This is a genomic window from Stenotrophomonas sp. TWI602 (assembly GCF_039674045.1).
Taxonomy (GTDB): domain Bacteria; phylum Pseudomonadota; class Gammaproteobacteria; order Xanthomonadales; family Xanthomonadaceae; genus Stenotrophomonas.
Genome location: NZ_JBDJMT010000001.1, coordinates 424147 through 444851 on the forward strand (window position 1 = coordinate 424147; position 20705 = coordinate 444851).

The 20705-nt window shown below is 66.1% G+C and carries 13 protein-coding genes; 11 read left to right on the forward strand and 2 right to left on the reverse strand.

The genetic code is table 11. From position 1 onward, the window contains the following. Positions 1 to 36: 36 nt before the first annotated feature. The gene (locus ABE483_RS01880; RefSeq protein ID WP_346480975.1) at positions 37 to 4650 is read right to left on the reverse strand and encodes an autotransporter outer membrane beta-barrel domain-containing protein; all 4614 of its coding nucleotides are present in this window, start codon (positions 4648 to 4650) and stop codon (positions 37 to 39) included. A gap of 294 nt (positions 4651 to 4944) precedes the next feature. Here ABE483_RS01880 and ABE483_RS01885 point away from each other — a divergent pair, with 294 nt between their 5' ends. The 5 genes from ABE483_RS01885 (at position 4945) to ABE483_RS01905 (ending at position 9830) form a co-directional block, all read left to right on the forward strand. Then, on the forward strand, positions 4945 to 6600 hold the full coding sequence (locus tag ABE483_RS01885; protein ID WP_346480976.1) for an acetolactate synthase large subunit: 1656 nt from the start codon (positions 4945 to 4947) through the stop codon (positions 6598 to 6600). Positions 6601 to 6634: 34 nt separating this feature from the next. Then, positions 6635 to 8017 carry an aldehyde dehydrogenase family protein gene (locus tag ABE483_RS01890; RefSeq protein WP_346480977.1) on the forward strand — a complete coding sequence of 461 codons (1383 nt, stop codon included), beginning with the start codon at positions 6635 to 6637 and terminating at the stop codon, positions 8015 to 8017. A 7-nt stretch (positions 8018 to 8024) separates the two neighbouring features. Further along, a complete protein-coding gene (locus ABE483_RS01895; RefSeq protein ID WP_313209785.1) occupies positions 8025 to 8492 on the forward strand; it encodes a hypothetical protein in 468 nt (155 codons plus the stop codon). 155 nt (positions 8493 to 8647) lie between these two features. Next, on the forward strand, positions 8648 to 9175 hold the full coding sequence (locus tag ABE483_RS01900) for a DUF6622 family protein (protein ID WP_346480978.1): 528 nt from the start codon (positions 8648 to 8650) through the stop codon (positions 9173 to 9175). A gap of 130 nt (positions 9176 to 9305) precedes the next feature. Next, complete coding sequence (locus ABE483_RS01905) at positions 9306 to 9830, forward strand: GNAT family N-acetyltransferase (protein WP_346480979.1); 525 nt, start codon at positions 9306 to 9308, stop codon at positions 9828 to 9830. Between the two features lie 12 nt (positions 9831 to 9842). Here the strand turns inward: ABE483_RS01905 and ABE483_RS01910 are convergent, their stop codons facing one another. After that, entirely contained in the window at positions 9843 to 10931 is a 1089-nt protein-coding gene (locus ABE483_RS01910; RefSeq protein WP_346462373.1) for a LacI family DNA-binding transcriptional regulator, read from the reverse strand. A 298-nt stretch (positions 10932 to 11229) separates the two neighbouring features. On the opposite strand from ABE483_RS01910, the gene ABE483_RS01915 reads away from it, so the two are divergent. From ABE483_RS01915 to xylA, 6 genes are all read left to right on the forward strand, one after another. Beyond that, positions 11230 to 14361 (forward strand): TonB-dependent receptor, encoded by a 3132-nt coding sequence (locus ABE483_RS01915; protein WP_346480980.1) that lies wholly within the window; start codon positions 11230 to 11232, stop codon positions 14359 to 14361. 68 nt (positions 14362 to 14429) lie between these two features. After that, positions 14430 to 15188, forward strand: a complete 759-nt coding sequence (locus ABE483_RS01920; RefSeq protein ID WP_313209774.1) for a SapC family protein — start codon at positions 14430 to 14432, stop codon at positions 15186 to 15188. Positions 15189 to 15191: 3 nt separating this feature from the next. After that, positions 15192 to 16211, forward strand: a complete 1020-nt coding sequence (locus tag ABE483_RS01925) for a cupin-like domain-containing protein (RefSeq protein ID WP_346480981.1) — start codon at positions 15192 to 15194, stop codon at positions 16209 to 16211. Positions 16212 to 16224: 13 nt separating this feature from the next. After that, positions 16225 to 17754 (forward strand): tryptophan halogenase family protein, encoded by a 1530-nt coding sequence (locus ABE483_RS01930; RefSeq protein ID WP_313218406.1) that lies wholly within the window; start codon positions 16225 to 16227, stop codon positions 17752 to 17754. Between the two features lie 64 nt (positions 17755 to 17818). Beyond that, positions 17819 to 19312 carry a xylulokinase gene (gene xylB / locus ABE483_RS01935; RefSeq protein ID WP_346462367.1) on the forward strand — a complete coding sequence of 498 codons (1494 nt, stop codon included), beginning with the start codon at positions 17819 to 17821 and terminating at the stop codon, positions 19310 to 19312. Between the two features lie 42 nt (positions 19313 to 19354). Continuing rightward, positions 19355 to 20689 carry a xylose isomerase gene (gene xylA, locus ABE483_RS01940; protein WP_346480982.1) on the forward strand — a complete coding sequence of 445 codons (1335 nt, stop codon included), beginning with the start codon at positions 19355 to 19357 and terminating at the stop codon, positions 20687 to 20689. Positions 20690 to 20705: the final 16 nt, after the last annotated feature.

Genomic DNA, 20705 nt, shown 5'->3' on the forward strand with positions numbered 1-20705 from the left:
ACTATCGGCTGTCACCATCCCCTGGAATCACAGCGTCTACCAGTTCCACCGCATGCCCAGCTTGCCGTTCCACGCGTTCTCGTCGCCATTGAAGCTCCAGCTGTAATCGAGATCGGCAAACAGGTAGCCGGTCTGGGTGACCTGCCAGGTTCCGCCGATGCCCACTTCGCCCCATGAGCCGCCCATATCCACGGCGAACGGCACGTAGCCGCTGTTGGTGGCGAACGCGGCGCGGGGCGTGCCGCGTAACTCGTGCCACACGTTGGCGCGCAGCCAGGCATTGCTGCTGCGGGCCTCACCCTGCGCGGTCTCGTGCTGGCCGGTGCGATTCAATCGCGCGCCGATGCGCCCGACCAGCGAGTCACCGTCGCTGAAGTGCACCTGCGCGGTGTGATCATCGAGGTCGTCGACGTCGATCTGCTGCCAGATCACCTGCGCCTGCGGCTCCAGACGCCAACGCCCGTCCTCGCCGGAGGACCCGTCGCCCTCGTTGAGGATGAACGGCCAGCCGCCTTCCAGCGACAGCGCCAGCCCATCGGCATCGACAAAACTGTCGGACGTGCGCGGGGACTGCAGGCGCATGTCATACCAGGTGTACTGGGCCACGGCGTCGATATAGGCGCCTTTGGCGGAGAACGCTGTCCAGTAGCCGCCGACCGAGCCGGCCTTGAACCGGTCAGTGCCAGCATGGAAGCGGTAATCCAGGAGGTTGTGCCGCACCTCGCCCTTGCCTTTGCCATACGCGAGGTAGACACCGGCGTGACGGCGGCGCAGGTCATCGGCATCCACGCGCCGGTAGAGGTCGGTACCGATCTGCAACGCATCGAAACGGTAGTCGAAGTCGGGCCCGCGATCGCCATAGATGCCGCGCCGGCCACCATCATGTTCGCCGTCGTGGCCGAGATAGCGCATCCAGGCGCCATTGAATCCGCTACGTTCGGTATCCAGGTCGCCGCGCTGATGCAGCAGCTGCTCATCGCCGACCCGTTCGTGCAGGGTATCGATCAGGGTGCGGCCGTACACCTGGGCCATCGCCGGTACGGCCGCGATCAGCGACACCTCCTGGCGATAGGCCGGGGGCGGCGAGGGGCTGGGCGGTTCAGGGGGCACGGGATCCGGCGGAGCAGGATCCGGTGGCGGCGGGAGAGGAGGGGCGGGGCAGGGCGGTACCGGCGCACCCGGGCTGGCGCAGTCGATCACCGAGCGCAGGTACCAGCTGTTCTCCACATCCGCGCCGGAGACCGTGGCCGCGCCACCGCGGAACAGGAAGTACTCGTACGGACCCGCCACCACCGGTGCCGCCAGCGCGAAGTTGTCGGGCGTGCTGGTGGCGTTGCTTGCCTGCACCACGCGGATGCCATCGGCCAGCGTCCGGTCGCCACGTCCGCCGGTGTTGTGTATCTCCAGCACGCCCGGGCCACTGCTGCTGCCATCCACCACGACCAGCTGGTCCGAGGGCGAGGCATCGTCGCCCAGCCAGGTGTTCAGCGCGAGCGTGCCATTACCGCTGTAGCGCGACACGGTCAGGGTTCTGTAGCTGGCCACTTGGACGGGATCTCCGCCAGGCACCGCGAACGCGATCCGGCTGCGATCATTGAGCAGCGTGGTGAGCGTGGAGCTGCCGGTCAGGTTCCACAGCGTGTCATGCAGCGCCACATTGGAGAGGCTGCCGGGCAGGGTGGTCGCGGCGCCGGTGAGCACGCTGCCGGTCGCGGTGATGCTGGCAAGGGTCGGGGTGTCGGCGGCCGGCAACACACCCTGCGGCGCCGGTAAGGCCATCGGCAGGGGCACTGGCGGATCATCGGGCGGAAGGTCCGGGGGAAGGAGCGGGACAGCGGCGTCGAGCCCGTCGAAATCGGCAATGGCACCGACCTTGAGCCACAGGTCGCGGCCTTGCACCGTGGTGCCGGTCAGGTCGATCTGCGCCGCACCGATGGCGCCCACGCCGGGGCCGTCCGCAGCGGATAGCGTGGACTGCGTAACGAACGCCGAGGCTGGGGCGGGGTCGCCACGGACCAGCAACGCCGCCGCGCCGGGACCGGTCGTGGCCAGCGTGGTATCCGCCACGTCCACCCGACCGCCGTTCCATGCCACCGCTGCGTGGGCCAGCGCACCGCGGGTAGTGACATGGCTGCCGCCGCCCAGCAGCAGGTGCCCGTTGTCGGCCCAGGCAATCAGCCCGTGCGCCTGCACGCCTGTGGTGGCGATGCTGCTTGCCGTCGCAGTCAGCAGGCTGTCGGCATACGCGGCCAGCCCGTAGCCATGCAACCCGCTGGTGGTGACGGTCATGCCGCTCGTACGGATCTGCCCAGCCCCCGCCGCGCGTGCACCGATGGAATCGGTGCCGCGCGTGGAGACACTCACATTGGCCAGGGTCGCGATCGCATCCACGCCCTGGATGTTGAAGCCTTCGCTGGCGTTGCCCAGCGTAGTGATACTGCTGCGTGCGCCGTCGGCCTGCCCCGTCACCGGAGTGACGTTCATCCAGACCCGCCCCCCGGCCGTGCCCACATACACCCCGTGCCCGGAGATGCCGGACGCCATGAAGGCAGCGGGGTCGGTCACCGGGTTGCCGCCTGCATCGATCGGCCTGCCAAAGGTCGGCAGCGCCAGGTCGGTTCCCAGCAGGACGCCGGTACGGATCGTGTCGCCACTGGAGATCAGCGTGCCCGCGGTGCCACCGCTGGCGTTGAGCGTCATCCCGGGGCGGCCTGAGTTGATGATGGTCGTTCCAGCGCTGTCGATGGTGCCGCCGGTGGCGTTCAGCCCGATGCCACCCGCGCCACCGCCGCCGATGTAGAGATTGCGCGCGGTGATGCGGGTTGCCGCGCCATCGGCACGGATACCGCCCCCGCTTCCCGAGGTGGTCAGGATACTGTCGGTGACGCTGACCTGCGCGCCAGCCTGGCCATACACGCCGTTGGCATTGAGATCGGTGGTGCGCGTGTCCAGGCGCAGCAACGCCGCCTGTGGTCCGACCCCGCCGACGGCGCCCTGGACCAGCACGGCGTTGGCGTTCATCCCGTGCGTGGTGATCACCGTGTCTGCTGCCTGCAGCCGCGAGGTCGCGGAAGCCGCCTGGGCTACCAGCACGCCGGTGCTGTTGTTGCCGTAGGTCTCGATACGGGTCGTGGTGCCCAACGCTGAGCCATCGGCCGCCACGTCCAGCCGCAGCGTGCCACCCGTGGAGGACACCTGCGCGCCGTTCGCCCCGGTGGTGCCGGTGGCCACATACGCGGCAGGATCCGTGGTGGCATTGCCGCCGGCATCCACCGGCAGGCCATAGCTGGCGGCGGCAGGATCCGTGCCGAGCTGTACGCCGGTCAGCAGGGCATTGCCTTGGCTGACCACGGTACCGCCGCTGGCGGCCTGCAGGCCAACCGCCGCGTTGCCGCCGGCAATGCCGGAGGTGTAGATCGCACTGCCGCTCAGCGTGAGCGTGCCTGATGTCAGCGCATGGCCAGCGATGGCACCGTTGAGCAGCGTTGAGAGGCGCAGCCCGTTTGCCGTAAGCGCGCTGCCACCGCCTTCGGCGCGCAGCGCATTGCCGGTCTGTCCTGCAGCGATGACGACACCCGGCGCTCCTGCCAGTGTGACCGTGCTGCCGCTCCCGGCCAGCACGCCGTGCGCATTCTGCCCGGCCACGCGGATGTCCAGCCCATCAACCTGCACCTGGGAGGTGCCGGTGGCCGACAGCCCGTGCGCGGTGATGCCGGTGGCGTTGATGGTCAGCCCGGACAAGGTGCCTTGCGCATCAGCGAACACCAGGCCGGTCGCGCCGGTGCCGGTGGTATCGATGGAAAGCTGGGATGCCTGGAGGCGCGAACCGGTGGCAAAGCGTCCACCACTGTTGTTGTTGCCGCGGGTGAGGATGTTCACCGCATGCACGTCGAACTGCGCGCCGCTGGCGCCGAGCAACCCGTGACTGCCATTGGTTGCACCGGCGCCGGTGCCGAGGATATGGATCGATGTGGTGCCACCTGTGGGAACGCCGGCGCTGTCCACATTCAACCGGACGGTGCCGTCAATGGCACTGATGCCGTGGGCCGCCGTTGCGGCCTTGCCCACGTAGGCATCGGGATCGGTGACGAGATTGCCGCTGGCGTCCACCGGCAGACCGTAGGTGGCGGGATTGCCGGGTTGCGTCCCCAGCAATACCCCGGTGGCAATGACATCGCCGCTGCCGGTGAAGCGGCCGCCTGCGACCTGGATGCCTTCACTGTTGGCCAGGGACGTGTAGAAACGCGTGCCGTTGGAGGTCAGCGTGGTGCCTGCCTCCAGGCGGGCAGCAGGCCCCCCGGCGCCCAGCCGGCTGACGGTGGAGCCGGCCGCCAGGAAGTTGACCGCGCCCGCGTTGGTCGAGCAGACCGTGGACGTGTTGGCGGCACTGGTGATCAACGCCACCGCGCCGGTAGCGTTGATCACGCCGGCATTGGCGGCATAGAAGGCCGGTGCACCGACGGTGGTCGGCGCGTAGGTGCCGCTTGCGACCGTCAGGACCGTGCCGTTCGCGCGGACCTGCTGGGCGGGTACGCTTGCCGGTACCGTGATACAGCTGGCCGCGTCCACGCTCTGCGCCAATGCGCACCAGGGCGCCGACGCAGCCAGCCCGACCACGAGCAGGCTGCCGCGGATCGATTGCGGTGACACGAACGTACCCGCACACGTCACGCCGGAGGCTGCTCGGCGACCAGATCGGGAAGTCTCCACGTTTTATCCATGATGTGCTGTGTTGATCTACATGCACGACGTCGCCACGCATGGCGGGCACCGGGTGTGACTCGAGTCTGGCCACAGCGCTCCACGTGCTCAACCGCAATACGTGCGGGGTGAGGTCAGTAAAACTACCGGCACCCGCGGCGCACAGCCTCCCGCAGACATCCGACGCAGCGCTGACATCGGCCCGGGTATAGTGATCCTGACTTCACCGTAAGGATCGAAGCTATGCAGAAGGGCTCGGATCTACTGGTCAAGGCGCTGGAGAACGAAGGCGTCGACCGCATCTTTGGTGTCCCGGGCGAGGAGAATCTGGACTTCCTTGAGTCGCTCCGGACCTCGCACATCGAGCTGGTGCTCACACGCCACGAGCAGGCGGCCGCGTTCATGGCCGCCACCCACGGCCGGCTCACCGGCAGGCCAGGTGTATGCCTGGCCACGCTCGGCCCGGGCGCGCTGAATTTCTCCACCGGCGCGGCCTATGCCCACCTCGGCGCGTGGCCGATGATTCTGATCACGGGGCAGAAGCCGGTGATGAGCGCCAAGCAGGCACGGTTCCAGATCGTGGATATCGTGGCCTCGATGAAGCCGCTCACGAAAATGACGCGTCAGATCGTCAGCCCGGCCGCGATTCCGGCCACGGTGCGCGATGCCTTCCGCGTGGCCATGGAAGAGCGCCCAGGGCCGGTGCATCTGGAGCTCCCGGAGGATGTCGCCGGCGAGGAGGTGGAGGATATCCCCGTCATCCCGGTTCATCCGCTGGAGCGTCCGATCGCACCGCCTGCCGCGCTCGACCGCGCAGAAGCGGCCATCCTGGCCGCCAAACGGCCGCTGGTGATGATCGGTGCGGCGGGAAGCCGCCCGTGGCTCGCCGAGGCGCTTTCCGCGTTCGTCACGCGGACCCGCCTGCCGTTTTTCAACACGCAGATGGGCAAGGGCGCCGTCACCGGCGGTTTCAACCTGTACATGGGAACGGCCGCGCTCTCCGAGGGCGACTATGTCCACGAAGCCGTTGCCCGTGCTGATCTGATCATCGCCATTGGCCATGACACGGTCGAAAAGCCGCCCTTCCTGATGAAGAGCGGCGGCGGCCCCAAGGTCGTCCATATCAGCTTCCAGTCCGCCACGGTGGAGCAGGTGTATCACCCCGATATCGAGGTGCTGGGCGACATCGGGGCTTCGGTGGATGCCCTGGCCGGGCGGCTGGAAGGCCGCTTGGCGACTGACGAAGGCATGATCGAGCTGCGCCAGAAGATCCTGGCCCGTCTCAACGACCGTGCCGAGGAGGACCGCTTCCCGGTCACGCCGCAACGGCTGGTACATGACGTGCGCCAGTCCATGCCGGACGACGGCATCGTCTGCCTTGACAACGGTATGTACAAGATCTGGTTCGCGCGCAACTACCGCACGCATGTCGCCAACACGTTGCTGGTCGACAATGCGCTGGCCACGATGGGGGCCGGCCTGCCGTCCGCCATGATGGCCGCGATGCTGTACCCGAAGCGGCGCGTCCTGGCCGTATGCGGTGACGGCGGCTTCATGATGAACTCGCAGGAGATGGAAACCGCCGTGCGCCTCGGACTCAACCTGGTGGTGGTGATCCTCAACGACAGCGCCTACGGCATGATCCGCTGGAAACAGGCGGTGGATGGCTTCGAGGATTTCGGGATGCGCTTTGGCAATCCGGATTTCGTGAAGTATGCCGAGGCCTACGGCGCCAAGGGGAGCCGGGTGACCGCAGTAGGCGACCTGGTGCCCATGATCGAAGCCGCCTTCGCAGGCGGCGGTGTCCACGTGCTGGATGTGCCGATCGACTATGCCGAGAACACCCGCGTGCTGGTGGACGAGCTGCGCAACCGCACGCCGGACGTGGGCTGCGCGTGATCGCCCTCGCTGACCCTTCCGCAAGGAGCTCAAGATGTTGACCGTCGTACAGGCTTTTGACTGCGCCCCTATCGCTGAGATCGGACTGGATACCGCCGCCGCGCTGGAGCGCAAGCTCAGTGCCGCCGAGCGGGTTTTCAAGAACCGCGACGGCTGGCTCGCCCCGCACCAGCGTATCGCCATTCTGCGCAAGCTTGCCGCCCTGATGGATGCCAAACGCGACCACCTCGCCCTGCAGATTGCACGCGAGGGCGGCAAACCGCTCCCGGATGCGATCATCGAGACGACACGTGCGATCGATGGCGTCCACAATGCGGCCGACGAGCTGCGCAACTTTGCCGGCCGCGAAATCCCGATGGGTCTTTCCGCAGCGTCCGAAGGCCGCTGGGCGTTCACGACCCGGGAGCCCATCGGCATCGTGGCGGCCATCTCGGCGTTCAATCACCCGCTCAACCTGATCGTCCATCAGGTCGCGCCGGCCATCGCCGTGGGTTGCCCGGTCATCATCAAGCCGGCCTCGGCAACGCCACTGTCCTGCCTGGAATTCGTGGCGATGGTGCATGAGGCCGGGCTGCCCGAACCGTGGTGCCAGAGTTTCCTCCCCGAAGGCAACGACCTGGCCGAGGCGCTGGCCACCGACAGGCGCATTGCCTTTCTGAGCTTCATCGGTTCGGCGAGGGTAGGGTGGTCGCTGCACGCCAAGCTGGCACACGGCGCACGTTCGGCGCTGGAGCACGGCGGGGTTGCGCCCGCCCTCGTCGACCGCAGTGCTGACCTGGCCAGGATCATCGAGCCGATCGTCAAGGGCGGCTACTACCATGCCGGCCAGGTGTGCGTGTCCACACAGCGCATCTTCGTCCACAACGACATTGCAGACGCCTTCACCCAGGCCCTCGTCGCCCGGGTTGAACGGCTGCGTACCGGCGACCCGACCCTGAAGGACACTGAGGTGGGCCCGCTGATCCAGCCGCGCGAGGCCGACCGCGTGGCCGAGTGGATTGACGAAGCGGTGAGCGGCGGTGCGCAGCTTGCCACCGGCGGCAAGCGACTTTCCGAGACCACACTGCAGCCCACCGTGCTGCTCGATCCGGCCAGCGACGCGCGGGTGACCACGCAGGAAGTCTTCGGCCCGGTGGTGGCCGTTTATCGCTACACCGACCTCGACGAGGCGATCGCGCGCGCCAACGCCCTGCCCACCGCCTTCCAGGCCAGCGTGTTCGCGCAGGATATCGACATCGCCATGCGCGCCGCCAACCGGCTGGATGCCTCGGCCGTGATGATCAATGATCCGACTGCGTTCCGCACGGACTGGATGCCTTTCGCCGGCCGCCGCGAATCGGGCTATGGCACGGGCGGGATTCCGTACACGATGCGGGACATGTCGCAGGAGAAGATGATTCTGATGCGGCGGAGTTGAACCTCATATGGTCAGGTCGGTATCTGCAGAAAAGCAGCGTGAGTACGACGAACTGAAGCGCTTCTTCGTTCACTGGGAGACACATCTCACGCCGCAACGGGTGTTGGGGCTCGAGCACCCGCACAATCCAATCAATGTGCTTGCGGTCTACGAGCGCCAGCTGGGTGTTTCACGTGTCCTGCCAGGCCTGAAACAAGCGGTCAATGACATCCTGGAGGACTTCGGGGATTTCTCGCCACAGCAGATCGCTGCAGCAGATGCCTCGCTAGCCGGGGCTGGTGCACCGACGATGAGTCAGCTCTGGCAGCGCCGCTCTCGTCACTACAAGGCCCTCCTGCGGCGTGGCCGCCTCCGCAATGACACCGAGTACTATCTGGCCTCGTCGATTGTGTGTGATACCGCCTCGCCAGTTCCTCCCAACGAACTGGACCTTCTGGACAGGATGGTGGCCAACTATGAGTTGCAGCGGACCTGACCCTCTACACGCGCCATGGCTCGACGCCAGGGAAATGATGGTCGTACTTACTGATGCCTGACACCTGTCACTTGTGATGGGTCGGTGCAAAGCGAGAATGGAGCCATTCCCGCGCGGCGTGCATCGTCGGCACCCGCCCACATCAAGGACTCCCCGTGATCATGCTGCAGCACCTCATCTCGAACACCCCTGTGTGGGTCTGGGCGCTCCTGGTCTTCCTGGTCAGCCGCGGCATCGCTGCCATGAGACCCGATGAAACCTCGCTCACGAAACTGGCCATCGTGCCGGCGCTCTTCACCGCCTGGGGGGCCTGGTCGCTCGGCCACCGTTTCGGCAGTTCCTGGGAGGCGTGGGGGGAATGGGTGGTCGGCATCGGTGCGGGCATGGGCCTTGGGTGGATGCTGCTGCGACGGGCAACGCTCACCGTCAACATATCCACGGGGAGGTTGTGGCGCAGTGCGGACTACACCCTGCTGCCGCTGCTGCTGCTCACGTTTGTGGTGAAGTACGGCTTCGAGGTAGCGCTTTCCGTCTCCCCTTCGCTCAACCTCGATGTCGGCTTCCGCGCCGCCTATCTGTTGTTGTCGGGCGGGTTCACCGGCGTCTTCATCGGAAAGTACCTGCGATCCCTGCGCGCCTCGCGGCTTGCCATGCCGCGCTCGGCGCTGGAAGCGGCCGGCTGAGGCCACCTGGCGTTACACGCCCCGTCTCTGCGATGCCAACATCGATCTCGCGAGAGGCTTGGTGTCTGCCACCGATGGCGGCACACTGCTGCTGGTTGTGGCGTAGCGCCACCAGGCAGGAGAGGTATGCGTGACTGATGCAGCAAAACAAACACTGACGATGCGCCGCGCCAGCGTGGCCGATGCGCCCGCTGTACTGCGGTTGTTCGACGAGGTGATTGCCTGGTTCGTGGCCATCGGCAACCCACAGCAGTGGGGTAGCGAAGCGTGGTCATCGATTCCACGCCGTATCACCCAGGTGACCGACGCCTGCGCGCTGCCGGGTGCGTGGGTAGCTGAGACCGCACAGGGCGAGGTGCGTGCGTTCCTGGCGTTGGGAGACGCCATGCCTTACGTGCCGGCAGCGGTCGAGCCAGAGCTCTACGTGCGTGTGCTGATTGCTTCGCGCGATCCGCGCGTGCGCGGTATCGGCCGCCGGCTGATGGCGTTCGCCGACGAGCAGGCACGTGCCGCGGGTGTCGCTTACGTGCGCGTGGATTGCTATGCCGGGGGCAGTGGCGACCTGGTGCGTTTCTACGAATCGTGCGGTTACGAACGGTTGTCGATCTTCAACATAGACGGTTGGCCGGGTCAGGTTCTTGACCGCCGTTTGTGAAGCAGTCGTCGGCTAAAGGGCCAGCAAAGGCCTCGAAACAGACGCCCGCGTGATCAACTGGTAGGGCAGCACATGGTTCACGGTGGCGCGCGCCGAGGACGCGGGATGCCGGATCGCGCGCAGCAGGATATCGATGGCCGTGTCCGCCATCGCGGCCACCGGCTGATGGATGGTCGTCAGTTCCGGCCACACCATCGTTGCCGCGGAGGTGTCGTCGAAGCCCACCACCGAAAGATCCCCTGGCACCTCCAACCCGCGGCGATGGGCGACGGAAACCACGGCCGACGCCATGTCATCGTTGCTGGCGAAGATCGCGCTGGGCGGCTGGGGCAGCGTCAACAACCGTTCGGCCGCCTCCAGCCCGGAGCGGTACGTGAAATATCCCGGCTGGACGAGCGTGTCGTCGTAGCCGATGCCGGCGTCAGCCAAGGCATCCCGGTAGCCTTGCCAGCGGTGCGCGCTGGCGGTCTGATTTGGATCGCCGGTGATGTAGCCGATGCGGGCATGCCCGTAAGCGATCAGATGCGACACCATGTCGTGGCTTGCCTGGCGGTCATCAATGCGCACGCACGACAGCCGGTCGCTGAAATGGCTGGATGCGATGGAGACGACGGGAATGCCGGCGGTCACGAAGGTGTCGACGATGTCCTGTGATTCGCACAGGGGCGGCGGAAGAATCACGCCCGCCACGCTGTTGGACAATTGCCGTGCTGCCTCGCGACGTTGCTGGCTGCCCAGTTCATCCCAGGTGGCGATCACCAGCTGTGCCGCTGCCCGGGTGGAGCCACGCAGCGCGCCCACCAGCAGTTCGCGCAGGTAGCTGGAGCTCGGATTGGTGTAGATCAACGCGATGCAGGTGTGCTGCGCCGCGGCCAGTGCGCTCGCCGCAAGGTTGGGGCGGTAATCCAGTGCGAGCACGCTGCGCATGACACGCTCCCGGTTGCCGTCACGCACCCCCGCATGGCCGTTGATGACGCGCGACACCGTCATGGCGGACACGCCGGCGTGCGCTGCGACGTCGTCGATGGTGATGGCGCTGGCTTTCCGACGCACGGCTTTCGGGCTGTTTTTCAGGACACGCGCTCCTTTGTTGCGCTGCATGATGACAAGCGCGACCCCGGATGATTAGTCTGCGGCCGTGACGTGATGGTAGCGCTACCACTTGGCCGGGGTAAGGGCCAACGGGTACCCCCCCTTTACCACGCGGCTGTTCTGGCAAGCCTGAAAGCGAGTGTAAGTCGCAGCACGCGCACAGCGCGCTGCGATGTTCGGTGTGGAAGACGGGCATCGCCCGTACGTGCCCCCAGGAGGGGCGGTGCATCCATTCGATCGTTATGTCAGAGGGGAGAGTCATGAGCGCTTCTACGTTCCGTCGTACCCAATGCCGGGGGGCTCGTTCATGAGCCGCACGCTGGCGAAGTTCACCTCCAGGGCCATGTTTACGTTTGTCGGTGGCGTCCTGGTCATCAATCCCGTGTTTGCACAGGACGCGCCAACGCCCGCGCCCGTCGCCCAGCCGCAGGCCCAGCCCAGCCCGACACAGCTGGATACCGTGCAGGTCACCGGCATCCGCAACAGCCTCAGCCAGGCGATGGACATCAAACGTGACTCGGCCGGCGTGGTGGATGCCATCAGTGCCGAGGATATCGGCAAGTTTCCGGACACCAACCTGGCCGAATCGCTGCAACGCATCACCGGCATCTCCATCGAACGTCGTGATGGTGAAGGCGCGCAGGTCACGGCACGCGGCTTTGGCCCCCAGTTCAACATGGTCACGCTCAACGGACGGCAGATGCCGGGCGCAGATGCGTTCGGTGCCTCTGGGCAGGTCGCCATCGGCGGCGTCGACGGGGGCACCCGTGCCTTCAACTTCGCCCAGCTGGCCGCCGAATCCATCAATGGCATCGAGGTCTACAAGACCAGCCAGGCCAATGTCCCCAGCGGCGGTATCGGCGCCACCATCAACATCCTGACCGGACGCCCGTTCGATCATGACGGCACCGTCGCCAGCGCCGGTGCCAAGGTCGTCTCCGACCAGAGCCAGCCATTCGACAGCGACCTGACGCCTGAACTGTCCGGCATCTTCAGTTACAGCAACCCGGACAAGACCTTCGGCGTTGGCGTGAGTGCGAGCTACCAGAAGCGCAAGGGTGGCTCGGTGCAGGCCACCAACAACTACTGGAACATCCAGCCGTGGACCGGCACGATGCCCGGCAACCCGACCGTGGTCAATGCACCGGCGGTGGGCGCGCTGTACGGTCGTCCGAACGACCTTCGCTATGCGTTCTCCGAGTTCGAGCGTGAGCGCATCAATGGCCAGGCGGTGCTGCAGTTCGCGCCGACCGACGCGGTGACCCTGACCCTGGACTACACCTATTCGACGAACGAGATCACCGAGAATCGTGGCGAACAGGGCATGTGGTTGCAGAACAGCAACTACACCGATGTCACGTTCGACACCAGCGGTGCGGTTGCGACGCCGGTCTATATCCGTGAAATCGCGGGCACCAAGGATTTCGGGCTTGAGCAGCAGCGCAGCATGCAGAAGTACAAGCTGGGGTCCCTCGGCTTCAATGCACTGTGGAACGTCACCGACCGCTTCAAGCTGACCTTCGACGCGCACAATTCAAAGAACGAGAGCCGACCGAACGACCCGCTCACCGGCGGCGGCTCCATCTTCAGCAGCATCGCCGGCACCAACAACTGCACTACCGGGCCGCATTGCGGTGGGTCGTGGGTACAGGAGATGAACTTCAACAACGGCTTGCCCGTGGGTACCCAGGTCTGGTACCCGAGCACGGCCGATGCCATCGCCAAGACCAACGGCGTGGTCAACCCGGGCTTCGTGCCGGGCGAAATTGGTTCGCAGGTGCTGCGCATCAATTCGCAGACCCAGGTCAGCGAGATCAAGCAGGGACGCGTCGACGGTGAATGGAGCTTCGACCGGGGGCGCTTCCAGTTTGGCGTGGACTCCAGCAAGCAGACCACCCACCGGATCCAGGCCGCGGAGAATTACAACACCCTGGGCGACTGGGGCGTGGCCAACGTTGACGGGGATGTGGCCAACGGGCTGATGGACCTGCTGCAGCCGGTCAACATCGTCGGGTTGTTCAACGACTTCAATGCCAACAGCTTCACCGCCTGGCGCGGCGATGCGGGCCGCCTGGCGCAATGGGCCGCGGACAACTATGGCGCCAGTCTTGGCGTGAGCCCGCAGCGCGCCGCCGACAACCTGGTGGAAGAGAAGACCAAGTCGGCCTATTTCCAGGTCGAGCTGGACGGCGAGCTGGGCGGCCTGCGCACCAATACCCGCCTGGGCGTGCGCTATGAGACCACCGATGTGGTGTCGACGTCGGTCATCGCCATCCCGGAAGCCATCGAATGGCAGTCCAACAACGACTTCCGCGTGGTGTTGTCCGATGAGCAGCAGCCGTTCACCGAGAAGAACAGCTACAGCTACATCCTGCCCAACCTCGATTTCAGCATCGACCTCATGGACGATCTGAAGGCACGCGTCTCGTTCGGCAAGAGTATCGCGCGCGCGCCGATCGGCAACCTCTACGCAGGCCCGACCGCACAGCAACCGTTTGGCTCGGTGCTGATCGATCCGTCTTCGCGGGCCAGCGGCACCGCACAGAACCCGCAGCTGAAGCCGCTGGAGTCGGACAACCTCGACCTGGCACTGGAGTGGTACTTCGCCGATGCGAGCTACGTGTCGTTGACGTACTGGAACAAGTCCGTCAACAACTTCATCGGCAACACCATCGTGCAGGAGAACCTGTATGGGCTGAGGGATCCTACCGCCGGCCCGGATGCGCAGGCCGCGTTGGCGTTCCTCAACAGCGGCGCCTGTATCACCCAGGTCGGCGCGGCCAATGCGGCGGCCTGCTCGGCCAACGATACGGCCCTGTTCACCGCGCTGGCCTTGCTGCGCAACAATCCGGCCGGACTGGGCGCCTACAACGGTACCGACGCGCAGGTCCTGGCCACCGAAGCGGCCTATGACCTGTACGGGGAGGGCGATGATCCGCTCTACCAGTTCAGCGTCAACCGTCCCATCAACCAGAACCAGGCAAAACTGCACGGTTGGGAGCTCGGGGGTCAGTACTTCTTCGGCGATACCGGCTTTGGCGTCCTCGCCAACTACACCCTGGTGGATGGCGATGTCGGCTACAACAACGGGGGCGACCCGGGCATCGACCAGTTCTCGTTGACCGGCCTCAGTGACACCGCAAACGCCGTGCTAATGTACGAAAAATATGGTTGGTCGGTGCGTTTGGCGTGGAACTGGCGCGACCAGTACCTGATCCTCGCCAACCAGGGGACCAGTCGCAATCCGTACTACGTGGAAGCGTACGAACAGTGGGATCTCAGTGTGAACTACACCCTGGATGATCACTGGTCGTTCGGTCTTGAGGCGATCAACCTGACCGGTGAGGACGTCCGTTGGCGCTCGCGCACCTCGCAGATGATCGTGAAGCTGGCTGACCAGAGCCCGCGTTACATGCTCGGCGTTCGTTACAGGTTCTGACGTGTGGGGGTGCCGCTGCCCTGGCAGCGGCACCCGTTCAAGGGTCCTGATGGGGTTGGAAGAACACCATGCCGCGTTACGAAATGCTCAACAACATCGCCCACCGCGATCTGCGCGTGGCCACCGATTTCGGGTCCGCGTTTGGCGATGCGGTCGGCATGGTGCCGGCCTACCCGAGCGAGTTCGCCGAACTGCAGCGCGAATACCCCATTTTCCTTCGCAGGGACGCCGCCACGGGTGAGTGGCAGTCCGTGGTCCTGCTTGGGTTTGAGCAGCACGAGAATCTTTACCTGCAGGACGGCCGCTGGAATGCGTCCTACCTGCCCGGGGCGGCGGCCAAGGGGCCGTTCCTGATCGGCTTCCAGGAAAACCGGATCGATGGCACGCTCACCCAGGAAGCGGTGCTGCACGTGGATCTGGATCACCCGCGCGTGACGGCGATGCAGGGCGAGCCGGTATTCCTGCCGCAGGGGGGAAACACACCTTATCTGGACCACATCGCAGGCGTGCTGCGCGGTATCCACGAGGGACACGCCTTCGGGGCGGCGATGTTTGCCGAGCTGGATGCTAAAGGCCTCATTCACCCGATCACGCTCGACGTGCAGGTTGCCCAGGAGCATCGGGTCGGTGTCAACGGCCTGCACGCCATCGACCGTGACCGGCTTGCCCAGCTGGACGGTCCGGCGCTGGCCGAACTCAATCGCGCCGGCTACCTGGAAGGGGCGTACCTGATGCTGGCGTCGCTGCACAACATGCGTCGCCTGATCGCAGAGAAACAGAAACGTCTGCGTCTGCAGGATGCCGCCGCTGCGGCGGGCAGGAACTGACCGGTGCTGGACGGCATTGCCATGCGGACACTGGAAGGCCTGGCGCCTGGCGCGCTTCCGCTGGAGGCACTGGTGGCCGCTGGCGAGCCGGTGATACTGCGCGGCATCGCGCGCGACTGGGCGCTGGTGCAGGCCGGGTTACGCTCCACGCAGGCGGCACTGGGCTATCTGCGCGGCTTCGAGGCAGGTGTGCCGGTCCCGTACTCCTTCGGCGGGCCTGAAATCGAGGGGCGCCCGTTCTATAACAAGGATTTCACCCGGTTGAACGTCGAGGTCCGGCGCGGATTGTTGACGCAGGTGCTGGACGAGATTGAAGCCACCCTCGAGGCACCGCGGCCGCCCACCTACTATGTCGCGTCCTTGCTGATCGATCGAGCACTGCCCGGGTTCGCGCAGCACAACGATGCCGGCCTGGCCGGGCAGGGCATCGACGCTTCGGCAAGCATCTGGATCGGCAACCGCGTGACCGCCTCCTGCCATTTCGACACGCCCGACAACCTGGCGTGCTGCGCCGTAGGTCGGCGCCGGTTCACGCTGTTTCCGCCGGAGCAGATCGACAACCTGTATCCCGGGCCGCTGGAACCCACCCCGGGCGGACAGGTAGTGAGCGTGGTGGATTTCGACCGCCCGGACTTCTCGGTCCACCCGCGATTCCGTGATGCATTGGCAAGCGCACAGACCGCCGAGCTGGAACCCGGCGATGCGATCTTCATTCCCAGCCTGTGGTGGCACCACGTGCGCAGCCTCGCGCCTTTCAATGTGCTGGTGAACTACTGGTGGCGCAGCTCGCCGGCCTTCCTGTCCTCGCCGCTACCGGCACTCCACCACGCGATGTGGGCCGTGCGCGACCTGCCGGCGCGCGAGAAGCAGGCCTGGGCAACGATCTTCGAGTACTACGTCTTCGGCCCGGGTGAGCGTGCAGGACACCACCTGCCCGACGCCGCCCGGGGCGACCTGGCACCGTTCGACGAGCCGCAGGCGCGCCGCATGCGCGCCCAGCTGCTGGCTCGACTCAACCGCTGATGGGAGCACCGCATTGAACGTGGCGAACACAACGCAAGGGCGCATCCGCAAGGTCGTCATCGCCGGTGGCGGCACCGCCGGCTGGCTGGCCGGCTGTGCGCTGGCGCACCAGTTCCGTGATCAGTTGGACATCACCCTGGTGGAGTCCGAGCAGATCGGCACGGTGGGTGTCGGCGAGTCGACCGTGCCCCCCATCCGCACGTTTCACCGTTTTCTGCAGATCGATGAGCAGGAGTTCCTGCAGGCCGTCGCCGGCACGTTCAAGCTCTCGATCTCGTTCGAGAACTGGCGTCGCCCCGGGGAACGTTTCATCCATCCGTTCGGCACGATCGGGCAGGGCACCTGGGCCACACCGTTCCACCATTTCTGGCTGGACAGCCTGCGCCGCGGCATGCCGTCGGACCTGGGCGATTTCTGCCTGGAAAGCGCGGCCTCGTGGCATGACCGGTTTACGCTGGAGACCCAGCCCCAGGTCAACTACGCCTATCACTTCGACGCCGGGCTCTACGCGAAATTCCTGCGCCGCAAAGCCGAAGGCCACGGGCTGCGACGGGTCGAAGGCAAGATCCGCGAGGTCCGCCAAGATGCCCACGACGGCTCCATTGCCTGCCTGGTGCTGGAAGACGGGCAGGTCATCGAGGGCGACCTGTTCATCGATTGCACGGGCTTCCGCGGCCTGTTGACCGAGCAGACCCTGCATACCGGCTATGAGGACTGGCACGAATGGTTGCCCAGTGATCGTGCCGTTGCGGTGCAGACCGCATCGGTCGCGCCGCCGGTTCCGTATACCCGCGCCATCGCGCACGAAGCCGGGTGGCGGTGGCATATCGCGCTTCAGCACCGGGTCGGCTGCGGGCTGGTGTTCTCCAGCCGCCACATGTCCGATGACGAGGCGCACGCCAAGCTGCTGCGCGACGTTGACGGCCCGCCCCTGCGGGACCCCTGGCTGGTGCCGTTCCGCAGCGGGCGCCGGTTGAAGGCATGGAACAAGAACGTGGTGGCACTGGGGCTTGCCAGTGGCTTCATCGAGCCGCTGGAATCGACCAGCATCCACCTGACCATCAGCGCGGTGGTGCGCCTGATCCAGCTGTTCCCGTCCGACGGCATCAGCCCGGCGCTGGTGGACCTGTACAACGAGGTCAGCCGGCAGGAGATGGAGCACGTGCGCGACTTCATCATCCTGCACTACCACGCCAACCAGCGCGACGAGCCGATGTGGAAGGCCTGTCGTGACATGGACCTGCCCGAATCGCTCGCGGTCCGGCTGCGGGCCTGGCGCGAACGTGCGCATGCCTGGCAGGACCCCGGCGAGCTGTTCCGGGTCGACTCCTGGACGAGCGTGCTGATGGGGCAGGGGATCCAGCCGGGACCTCCGCATCCGCTTGCCGCTGCCATCAGCGACGCGGACCTGCGCACGCTGTTGATGCGGATCCGCCAGCCAGTGGAGCAGGCGGTCGCGACGATGCCGTCGCAGGCAGCGTTCATCGAACGCTACTGCAGGGCGGCGCGGGACGTCTGGCCACGGGTCTCAGCCCTGGCATGACGGGGCAGCTCGCTGTTGCACAGAAATGGTAGCGCTACCTCCATACACCCACGGGATGAGATAGATGGATCTGGTTGCAGGAATCGATGCAGGTACGCAGAGTCTGAAAGTCGTGGTGTACGACCCTGCCGGGCGGCATCTCATTGCCAGCGCGAGCTCACCTCTGGAGCTGGCGTCCGCCGCCGATGGCAGCCGTGAGCAGCAGCCGGCCGCGTGGGTCGCAGCCCTTCAGGCCTGCTTCCGTGCGATCGATTCCAAGGTGCGTTCCCGCATCTCCGCGCTGGCGGTCTCAGGGCAACAGCACGGCTTCGTACCGGTCGATGCCGCGGGTGAGGTCCTGGCACCGGCCAAGCTGTGGTGCGACACCAGCACCTCGGCCGAGTGCGTGCAGATCATGGACGCACTCGGCGGACCCGCGCGCACGATCGCGCTGGCCGGCAACCCCATCCTGACAGGTTACACCGCGTCCAAACTGCCCTGGACGAAGACGCATCGGCCCGACGCCTACGCCCGGCTCGCAACGATCCTGCTGCCGCACGACTACCTCAACTTCGTGCTGACCGGCCAGCGCTTCTGCGAGTACGGCGATGCGTCGGGCACGGGCTGGCTGGACGTGCGCACCCGGACCTGGTCGGCCGCGCTGCTGCGCGCGACCGATCCGGCGCGCGACCTGGCCCTGTGCCTGCCGCGCATCGCCGCACCCGACGAGCTGTTCGCTATCGATCCGGCCACGGCGGGCGTACTGGGGCTTCCCGGGACGGTGAAGGTTGCGGTCGGCGGGGGCGACAACATGATGGCCGCCATCGGTACCGGCTGCGTCGTGCCCGGCCGCCTGGCGATGAGCCTCGGCACCTCGGGCACCTTGTTCGCCTACTCGGATACGCCCGTGGTCGATCCGGACGGCGCCTGGGCCGCGTTCTGCTCGTCCACCGGTGGCTGGCTGCCGTTGATCTGCACGATGAACTGCACCGTCGTGACCGAACAGGTCGCCGACGCCTTCGGTTTCAGCACCCGCTATGGCGATGGACACCTGCGGGCGACCTCGCCCGGTGCCGACGGCCTGGTGATGCTGCCGTTCCTCAATGGCGAACGCACGCCGGACCTGCCGCTGGGCAAGGGCGTCCTGGCGGGCCTGGACACGACGAACATGACCCCGGCGCACCTCTACCGCGCGGCCATGGAAGGCGCCACGTACAGCCTGAAGTATGGGTACGACGCTTTTGTCCGCGCGGGCATGCGGTTCGACCGCATCGTGCTGACCGGAGGCGGCAGCAACAGCGCGCAGTGGCGGCAGATGGTGGCCGATGTCTTCGGCCTGCCGGTGGACGTACCGACCCAGTCCGAGGGGGCGGCGTTCGGCGCGGCATTGCAGGCCCTGTGGGCGCTGGGTCACGCACGCGGTGACGCTGCCTCCATCGCCGACATCGCGGACCGGCACGTTGCGGTCGACCCGCTGCAGTCCGCTCACCCGGATCCGATGCGTACGCACGCCTATGCCGCGGCCTATGCACGTTTCCTGCGACATCTCGACGCGCTCACGCCGCTGTATCGCGGCTGATCCCTCTACGCACCACCTCGCACAACGACAGGAAGACGCACCATGAGCAATCAACCCTTCATCGGCGCCAAGGAATACTTCCCCGGCATCGGCCGCATCCCCTTCGAAGGCCGCGGCTCGGACAACCCGCTCGCGTTCAAGGTCTATGACGCGAACAAGGTCATCGGTGGCAAGACCATGCAGGAGCATCTGCGTTTCGCGGCCTGCTACTGGCACACGTTCTGCAACGCCGGGCATGATCCGTTCGGTCCGGGCACCCGCAATTTCCCGTGGGAGACCGGCTCGCCGATGGCGACCGCCGAGGCGAAGGTGGACGCGGCGTTCGAATTTTTCACCAAGCTCGGCGTGCCGTACTGGTGCTTCCACGATATCGACCTGGCGCCGGATGCGGACGACGTCGGCCAGTACGAGAAGAATCTGAAGCACATGGTGGGCCTGGCCAAGGCGCGGCAGGATGCGACCGGCATGAAACTGCTGTGGGGCACAGCCAACCTGTTCTCGCACCCGCGCTACATGAACGGTGCGTCCACCAATCCGGATTTCGCCGTGGTGGCGCGCGCCGCCGTGCAGGTGAAGGCCGCCCTGGAGGCGACGGTTGAACTGGGCGGCGAACACTATGTGTTCTGGGGCGGCCGCGAAGGCTATGCCTCGCTGGCGAACACGCAGATGAAGCGCGAGGTCGATCACTTCGCGCGGTTCCTCACGATGGCGCGCGACTATGGCCGCAGCATCGGCCTGAAGGGCAACTTCCTGATCGAACCCAAGCCGATGGAGCCGATGAAGCACCAGTACGACTTCGACAGCGCGACCGTGGCGGGCTTCCTGAAGGAGCATGGCCTGCACAAGGACTTCAAGCTCAACATCGAGGCGAACCACGCCACGCTCTCCGGCCACACCTTCGAGCACGATCTGCAGGTCGCCTCGGACCGCGGCCTGTTGGGCAGCATCGACGCCAACCGCGGCAACGCGCAGAACGGCTGGGATACGGATCAGTTCCCGACCGACCTCTACGACACCGTGGGCGCGATGCTGGTCGTCCTGCGGCAGGGCGGCCTGGAGGGCGGCCTGAACTTCGACGCCAAGCTGCGTCGCGAATCCACCGACATGGAAGACCTGTTCATCGCCCACATCGGCGGCATGGACGCGTTCGCACGCGGGCTGGAAGTGGCCCACGCGCTGATCAACGACTCCCCGCTGGAACAGTGGCGCACGGCGCGCTACGCCAGCTTCGACACTGGTGCCGGCAAGGAGTTCGCGCAAGGCGCGCTCAGCCTCACGGACCTGGCCGCACTGGGTGCCAAGGGCGGTGAGCCCAACCAGACCAGCGGCAAGCAGGAACGCTACGAGAACCTGCTCAACCAGTACCTGCTGCGCTGAGCGCGACAGCTCGCAG